Source organism: Ligilactobacillus hayakitensis DSM 18933 = JCM 14209 (assembly GCF_000615845.1).
Taxonomy (GTDB): Bacteria; Bacillota; Bacilli; order Lactobacillales; family Lactobacillaceae; genus Ligilactobacillus; species Ligilactobacillus hayakitensis.
Window position 1 is genome coordinate 1 of record NZ_BAML01000052.1, and the last position, 6,832, is coordinate 6,832.

Annotated in this window: 9 protein-coding genes and 1 pseudogene; 1 reads left to right on the forward strand and 9 read right to left on the reverse strand. The window is 29.7% G+C overall.

What is annotated here, in order from left to right; all coding sequences use genetic code 11:
• Positions 1–22: 22 nt before the first annotated feature.
• The 9 genes from JCM14209_RS08260 to JCM14209_RS09930 form a co-directional block, all read right to left on the reverse strand.
• Positions 23–601: a stealth family protein gene (locus JCM14209_RS08260; RefSeq protein WP_025023002.1), complete on the reverse strand. Its 579-nt coding sequence runs from the start codon at positions 599–601 to the stop codon at positions 23–25.
• Between the two features lie 12 nt (positions 602–613).
• Entirely contained in the window at positions 614–1,495 is an 882-nt protein-coding gene (locus JCM14209_RS08265) for a glycosyltransferase family A protein (protein ID WP_025023003.1), read from the reverse strand.
• A 179-nt stretch (positions 1,496–1,674) separates the two neighbouring features.
• Entirely contained in the window at positions 1,675–2,031 is a 357-nt protein-coding gene (locus JCM14209_RS08275; protein ID WP_025023004.1) for a glycosyltransferase family protein, read from the reverse strand.
• A 26-nt stretch (positions 2,032–2,057) separates the two neighbouring features.
• Positions 2,058–3,173, reverse strand: a complete 1,116-nt coding sequence (locus JCM14209_RS08280) for a glycosyltransferase family 1 protein (protein WP_025023005.1) — start codon at positions 3,171–3,173, stop codon at positions 2,058–2,060.
• Positions 3,174–3,198: 25 nt separating this feature from the next.
• The gene (locus JCM14209_RS08285) at positions 3,199–3,702 is read right to left on the reverse strand and encodes a glycosyltransferase (protein WP_025023006.1); all 504 of its coding nucleotides are present in this window, start codon (positions 3,700–3,702) and stop codon (positions 3,199–3,201) included.
• Positions 3,702–4,151 carry a PssD/Cps14F family polysaccharide biosynthesis glycosyltransferase gene (gene pssD, locus JCM14209_RS08290; protein ID WP_025023007.1) on the reverse strand — a complete coding sequence of 150 codons (450 nt, stop codon included), beginning with the start codon at positions 4,149–4,151 and terminating at the stop codon, positions 3,702–3,704. Before pssD ends, JCM14209_RS08285 begins: the two co-directional genes overlap by 1 nt.
• A 77-nt stretch (positions 4,152–4,228) precedes the next feature.
• Positions 4,229–4,954, reverse strand: coding sequence for a CpsD/CapB family tyrosine-protein kinase (locus tag JCM14209_RS08295; RefSeq protein WP_025023008.1), 726 nt, complete (start codon positions 4,952–4,954; stop codon positions 4,229–4,231).
• Between the two features lie 18 nt (positions 4,955–4,972).
• Positions 4,973–5,740 (reverse strand): YveK family protein, encoded by a 768-nt coding sequence (locus tag JCM14209_RS08300; protein ID WP_025023009.1) that lies wholly within the window; start codon positions 5,738–5,740, stop codon positions 4,973–4,975.
• A 161-nt stretch (positions 5,741–5,901) separates the two neighbouring features.
• Entirely contained in the window at positions 5,902–6,105 is a 204-nt protein-coding gene (locus tag JCM14209_RS09930; protein ID WP_225349700.1) for a UTRA domain-containing protein, read from the reverse strand.
• A gap of 246 nt (positions 6,106–6,351) precedes the next feature.
• Here JCM14209_RS09930 and JCM14209_RS08305 point away from each other — a divergent pair.
• Positions 6,352–6,832, forward strand: a pseudogene (locus tag JCM14209_RS08305) (transposase family protein); the annotation flags it as partial.

Here is a 6,832-nt window from a genome sequence, read left to right on the forward strand (position 1 = left end):
TTTTGAAATTTCCTAATAATTTTTAATATTTAAAAAATTTATTAAAATATTTACGATGTTGCTCATGTTTATTAAAATTTCGATTAATAATATCTATATTATTAATCAAACTATGAGTAAACGCAGAACTATCACCAACTGGAGATATCGCCTCTTCTAACCCTTCAATACATGGCAATCCATTTACAAAAAAATCTTCTTTTCTTACTTTTCTTAACAAGAATGTATCATCGTTAAAATATACAAACTTTTCCTGCAAGCCTGGTATCTTATTAATATTAACTTCTATTGCACATGAATTAAAAGTTGGTAAATATTTTTTTTCTATTATGTTATCATGTTTGACAATATTTATTTTTGGATTATTCACATCTAAAAATGACGGAACATGCCCCCATGTTACAAAATGTATCTTATTGACCCATGGTGCAAATTTTTCTACGGCTCTAAACCAATATTTCATGTTTTCCCAATCTCTAAAACGAGCAATTTCATTTTCAGGAGATTCATCATTATCAGGAAGATACTTTAATTTTTCTTCAACCCATTTTGGATCCTTACCATCAACCCAAAGAACTACAAAGTCAATTTTATTATCCATTTTTTCTCCAATCTACAAGAATCTTTTTTTTACTAAAATTGAGGGCATATACATTATTAAAGAGAATATTATACTTGGTGTATTTTCGTTAATATTTTTATTTTTTATCATACAAAATGCATTTAAATTTAAAATAACTTTTGCCTTTTCGATAACTTTCTTACAGATACTTAATTGGCATTTATCTAAAGCATTGTATCGCGAATTAAGTAATTTTAAAGTTCCTTCTGGATTTTTCAACCATAATTCAAATATTTTATTTGTTAAACCATCTAATTGGTATTCAGAAATATATATTTTTTTTAAAATCACCTTAAACTTACCATACTCTATAAATTTATTGTACAATACTTCTTCACTAACAAATTTTTCATTGACACTAAAAATATCATCTGTAAAATTTTGTTTTAATATGGCATTATTTATAACAATTGCACTCTCTATAATGCCATATTTTGCTTTCAACTCTATTATATTAATATTCTTTCTGTGTATCCTATTCCACTTGGCATTTACTTCATTTCTCGGGAAGATAAATCCAATCTCGTTCTCACTACTTGTTTTTATTTCTTTTAAAATTATTTCCACTGCATTTGTAGTCAAAACGTCGTCACTATCTACCACTATAGAATACTCAGTTTCTAATAAACTTAACGCAATTTTATACGCTCTCATCTTTCCGCCATTTTGAACTCTTTTGAATTTAATGTTTATAATATTTTCAGACTTCCACTTTTTAACAAGTTTCTCTATATTCTCTGTTGATCCATCGTCTATTACTACCCAATCAAAATTCTTATTTTTTTGCTCTTTCAGCGAATTATACAATTTTTGTATCATAGCTTTTCTATTATAGACAGTTGTTATAATAGAAACTTTATTACTATCATTCATACAGTTTTCTCCAAAATACTTGATATTTAATAAATTGCTTTATTGGAATTAAAAAGTATTTAAGTTTTTTAATTTTTTTATTACCTGTATACCAGCTTGCTTCATAATGATGTATAGCTACCGTATTTCCTGTAACCTCTATAAAATTAGTTCCCATCTTAATCGGATTAATAAAATAATTAAAATGTTCCCATGAAATACATTTGCATACATTTAACGCTTTCAAGGGTAAAAGGTATAAAAAAAAGTGCCACATCAACAGCAATTACAATATCTATATTATTTTTTTTAACTCGATTATATAAATTATTAAATACATATATTTTTCGTAATATTGAATTTTTTATCCTTTCACCATGTAGTGACTCTACTTGTACATTCTTATTCACATGAAAATATGGAGTTTTTCCATTTTGGCAACTAAAAATATATACATCAAGCTTTTTGGATAATGAGTTGGAAATCATTGACGTTACTCTTTCAGTACCACCTTTTTTGTCCATATTCATAATTAAAAACGCCACTTTTTTCTTCATACTTTTCTTTCCTTATTTCTATTTATTTAATTAAGAGTTACTTTATTATATTTCTCAATATAGAACTCTGTAACCCATCTAACAGTTTCGCTTACATCATACCCTGAGTCAACCACATATTTTTCAGTATTAGTATGCGCTAAAGTATTTCGAGAAATTTCAATTGCTTGATCTGACCAGATTTTAGGATCAACCTCTAATGATTGTTCATTATATAACGGACTAATTTTTGCATCCTTAGCTACATTTGTTGAGCAAAGAGTTGGGATTCCGGCTGCTTGAGCTTCTATTGCTGCAATGCCTAATCCTTCAAAAAGAGAAGGAAAAATAAATACATCGAATGCCTGTTCTAATTCATTAATATCTCTTCTATTCTCTAAAAAAATAACAGAATCTTCCAGTCCTAATTCTCTTACCTGCTTCAGTAAGTCCATTTTTAGTGGCCCATTTCCAATAATAATTAAAACTGCATTTTTTATCTTATTATGTATATTATTGAAGATTTCTATTAAAAATTTTTGATTTTTTTCAGGATACAATCTTCCTACATTTCCAACTACAAACTTATTTTGTAATCTTAATTTTTCCCTTACTTGCTTTCTGATTTCTTTATTGAATGTGAATTTTTTTGTATCAATAGCGTTTTTTAAAACACTATAATCTCTTTTTTTAAAAAGATACTTTCCCGCATCATCAGAACATGCCATATAATCTGTAGCATATATGGGATATAATTTTTGCATAATTAATTTCATTGGATATTTTGCATCTCTTACCGTTTCATTTTCATGAGAATGCGCTATTCTTACAGGAACACCATATTTTTTTGCAACTTTTAATACAAAGTAACCAATTGTATATGCGTGTACATGAATTATTTTATATTTTCCACTCTTTAAGACTTTTTCTAAATTTCTTTCAAATTTAATGATGTTCTTGTCTTTTCTTACATTGTTATAATATATTTTTCCACCTAGTTTTTCGATTTCATCATCATAAAATTCTCTGTCTAAGTACTCTACAAAAAAATCAAATTGTACTTTGGTTCTATCAATCTTTCTGTATAGGTTCATTAATAAAGCTTGTGTTCCTCCAGCTTCCATTCTTTGCAATACATGTAATATTCTAATCGGTGTTGCCATTTTCCATTTTCCTTCCTTTATGAAATTATGATTTTTTTATTAAGGTTTCAACTATCTTTTCAAATTTATCGTTAAATATACTATTGTTATTTATATTTTCTCCGTTTTTTTCAGTTACAATACTGTCATAATTCTTGATATACCTTCCTAATTTCTGTTCATCCTCAACAATTATTATATTTTTATATCGTTCATTTTCCATCCTTACAAATTCCACCTGATGATCATTTACATGCTCATGGAATTTCAATTTTCTAGGAACTACAACTGGAATCTTTCCTTCTTGTAGCGGCATAATAAATGAAGATGGTCCACCATGAGTGATAACAATTCTAGCTTTTTTTACATTTTCTATCATTTCATCATAAGAAAATAATTTTTTATATTCACAATATTTAGGTATATACGTGCTAAAACCAATTTGCATGATAACATCTTCTTTTATTATGCCATCACGCTTAAGTTCATCTACTTTCTTTATCAACCGATTAAATGGTTGTTCATGTGTTCCAACTGTTACAAAAATCATTAAAATATACTCCCTAAATTCTTAGCCTTTGGATAAACTTTTTTCATTTCTTCCCATTGAACGATAAACTCGTCTGCAACTGGATATACCATTTTTCCCGTAACAGTCGGCTTATCAATTCGATCAAAAACTTCAACATAGATTGTTTTTGCTCCAAATAATTTTCCTAGCCAAAAGAATGGAACTGCAACTGCTGCACCTGAGGAAATAATTAAATCTGGTTTTTCTTTTCGTAAAGTTTTCCACGCTAAAATAGTATTTTTAATCAATGCTCTAATTGAACGATTAGTTGGATAATAACAAGGTATCATTTTTTCATCTTTGAGCAAACTTCTAGCATCTTCTTTATCAAAAGTAACCCAAAATCTTTCCTGACTTTCCCAAAAAGGTTTCAACATATATAAGTGTGTTAAATGTCCACCACTAGATCCTACTAAACAAACTTTCATTTTTTACCTCAACATTTAAATATAAATAATATAAAAAGAGACTCAGTTTTCCTAAATCTCTTTTCTACTCTCATATCCTATTCCTTACCATAATAACCATAGTAACCATAATAACCATCAGTAGAAGTTACATCCACATCATTCATGATAGTTCCGATAATTTTGGCATTAACGTGATTTAATAAATCAACGGATTGTTTGACAGCTTCTTTTTCAGCTTCCCCTTGGCGAACGACTAAAATAGTTCCATCAACAGATACAGAAAGTAATTGCGCATCAGTCACTGATAATACTGGAGGTGCATCAAAGATAACTAAATCTAACTTTTCAGTTAGAGCTTCTTTAAGCATCTTCATTCTCTTTGATCCGATTAATTCTGAAGGATTAGGCGGTACTGGACCCGCTGGCATAACATACAAGTTCTCTACTGTTGTTGGATAAAGGACTTCATTTATATCAAAGTTCTTATCCGTTAAGAAGTTAGTTAACCCTTGTGTCGAAGCAATGTTAAATGTTGACGCAATTGTTGGACGCCGTAAATCAGAATCAACTAACAATGTCTTCTTTCCTTGCTTAGCAAATGAAGCAGCCACGTTTGCTGCTACTGTTGACTTTCCTTCTGAAGCCCCTGATGAAGTAATCATAATTGACTTGAAACTTTCATCAACACTTGAAAAAGTAATGTTCGTCCGAATTGTATTGAATTGTTCTGTATCAACTGACTTAGGGGCGGCAACTGTTACCAAGTAAACCCCATTCTTCATACTATTTGAATCTAATTTTTTCTTCTTTTTTCCAAACATTTAATCTCCCCTCCCCTACTATACACGTGTACTATTGTTATCATTTTCACGATTATCAATTGCACGTACAACTTGATAATCATCGTCATTAAAGTCTAAGTGGTAAACTACCCCTAAGTTAGTAAGGCCTAAATCAGTTAGGTAATCTGTATCTTTAACTGTACGATCAAACAATTCTTTAGTAACGATTAACACTAAACCAAGCATAAAACCAACTACCATCCCAGCTAAAGCAAATAACTTCTTATTAGGTGATACCGGCTTCAAATTAGCTTTGGCACGTGATACGATGCTAACGTTATCAACTTTCATCATCTTCTTGATACGCTTAGTAAATACTTCAGCAGTTGTGTTAGCGATATCAGCTGCAGCATAAGCATTTGTATCTTCTGCTGAAATCGTGATAACTTGTGAGTTAGTTTGGTTAGATACTGAGATTGACTTGCTTAAAGTTGCGACATTTCCTTGATAATTATCTTTTTTTCTAACTTCTTTTAATACTGGAGCCAAGATAACTTCTTTTTTCAAAACATCTTTATATGTATTAATTGCTTGCAAGTCAGCTTGTTGTGCCTGGAATTGTACCTGATTATTTGAGATTTTTTGGTTAACTAAAATATCCGTAGTTCCTTGGTACTTAGGTGTAATAAGTACAAATGCAAATACCAGTGAAATCACCAAGCCAAGAATTGTAAATAGTGTCAACTTTCCTAGGTTATTTCTAAGTAAAAGTAATAATTTAGAAACATCAATACTACTTTCTACTACATTATTGTCGTTATTCATAATCTACTCCCTTAGTATTTTTATTTTTTGTTTAAACTTTAACAAACAAAAAGACAATCTTAAGGAAATTATAACATATTTAGTTAACACATTGCACAACAAAATTACATAAACTGCGCATAACATATTTTGATGTTTGTTATAAGGTGAAATATTAATGTTCAAACATTGGAGATTGTCACTGATCCTTTATCATAACGATTCCTTGTTTCTGAATATTCAAACGGTACGCCATTATCTAGATAAACAGTTTGCCTTACCGATAGTATTGCATCTCCTGGATCACAATTTAAATACAACTCATCATACGCATCTGACTTATCTGCTGAAATAATGCGGGTTGCTTTTCCAATCTGATGCTTCAAATCATTTCTTAAGATGCATCAAGAATCATTCTGATTTTATTCTCTATAAAATAGTTATTCACATCTTCAAGAAATACCGTTGATGTATTGGCACGTGACAACATAAACGGTTCTATAATATTCTGTACTGATGAAAATTTTGAAGTATATTTCAAGATTATCATCAGTACTTTTTTATTGTAAAATTGTATAAAAAAAGAGAAGTCGACTGAACCCCGGTTTCTCTAAGAAAGGATCGACTTCTCTATGTCTAATAATATCAAATATATAACAGGAATTAAAGATAATCATATTGTTTTGGATAAATCAAAAGATAAATTCTCCGAATTCGTTGATTTTACAGTTTTGAACTGTGTTCAAAATTTTAATTCTCCTAAACGCTGTCCTAATTGTGGGTTCAATATGATTAAAAACGGTAAAACTCCTCAGGTTTTAATTCTTTGTCCTAAAATGGCTGCTAAACCTTTATATATGGGGATCCGTAAACAAAAATTCATCTGTAAAAATTGTCATTCAACTCGTGTATTTCCTATTTTAGGGGTTGAAGAACACTGTTCTATTTCAAATTATGTTAAACAACAAATCGTTGTTAACTTCAAACGGACCACATCTATGAAAGATACTGCTTTTGAATACTCTGTTTCCAGTAACACTGTTCAAAGATGTTTGGAATCTACTGAAGATACTTTAAATAGAGTTAAGAAATCCTTGCCTAACGCTATCGCTC